Raw genomic sequence first — 373 nt, forward strand, 5'->3', positions numbered from 1 at the left:
CGCGCCCGAGAGGAGTCGAACCCCTAACCTCTTGATCCGTAGTCAAACGCTCTATCCAATTGAGCTACGGGCGCATATGGTGCCGAGGGCGGGGGTCGAACCCGCACGGTGGTCACCCACCGCAGGATTTTAAGTCCTGTGCGTCTGCCTGTTCCGCCACCCCGGCATGTCATATTGAAAATTGGAGCGGAAGACGGGATTCGAACCCGCGACCCCAACCTTGGCAAGGTTGTATTCTACCACTGAACTACTTCCGCAAGACATGTTATGAGATATTTTATTAAAAGTGCGGGTGAAGGGAGTCGAACCCCCACGCCAAAGGCGCCAGATCCTAAGTCTGGTGCGTCTGCCAATTCCGCCACACCCGCATATT

4 tRNA genes are annotated in these 373 nt (G+C 55.5%); all 4 read right to left on the reverse strand.

Annotated features, from left to right (window positions below):
* Window positions 1-74, reverse strand: a tRNA-Arg gene (locus CN373_RS24985).
* A gap of 3 nt (window positions 75-77) precedes the next feature.
* Window positions 78-166: transfer RNA gene (locus tag CN373_RS24990), tRNA-Leu, on the reverse strand.
* Between the two features lie 16 nt (window positions 167-182).
* Window positions 183-257: transfer RNA gene (locus tag CN373_RS24995), tRNA-Gly, on the reverse strand.
* A 30-nt stretch (window positions 258-287) separates the two neighbouring features.
* A tRNA-Leu gene (locus tag CN373_RS25000) sits at window positions 288-368 on the reverse strand.
* Window positions 369-373: the final 5 nt, after the last annotated feature.

It is taken from the genome of Bacillus cereus, assembly GCF_002561295.1.
In the GTDB taxonomy this organism is placed as follows: domain Bacteria; phylum Bacillota; class Bacilli; order Bacillales; family Bacillaceae_G; genus Bacillus_A; species Bacillus_A cereus_S.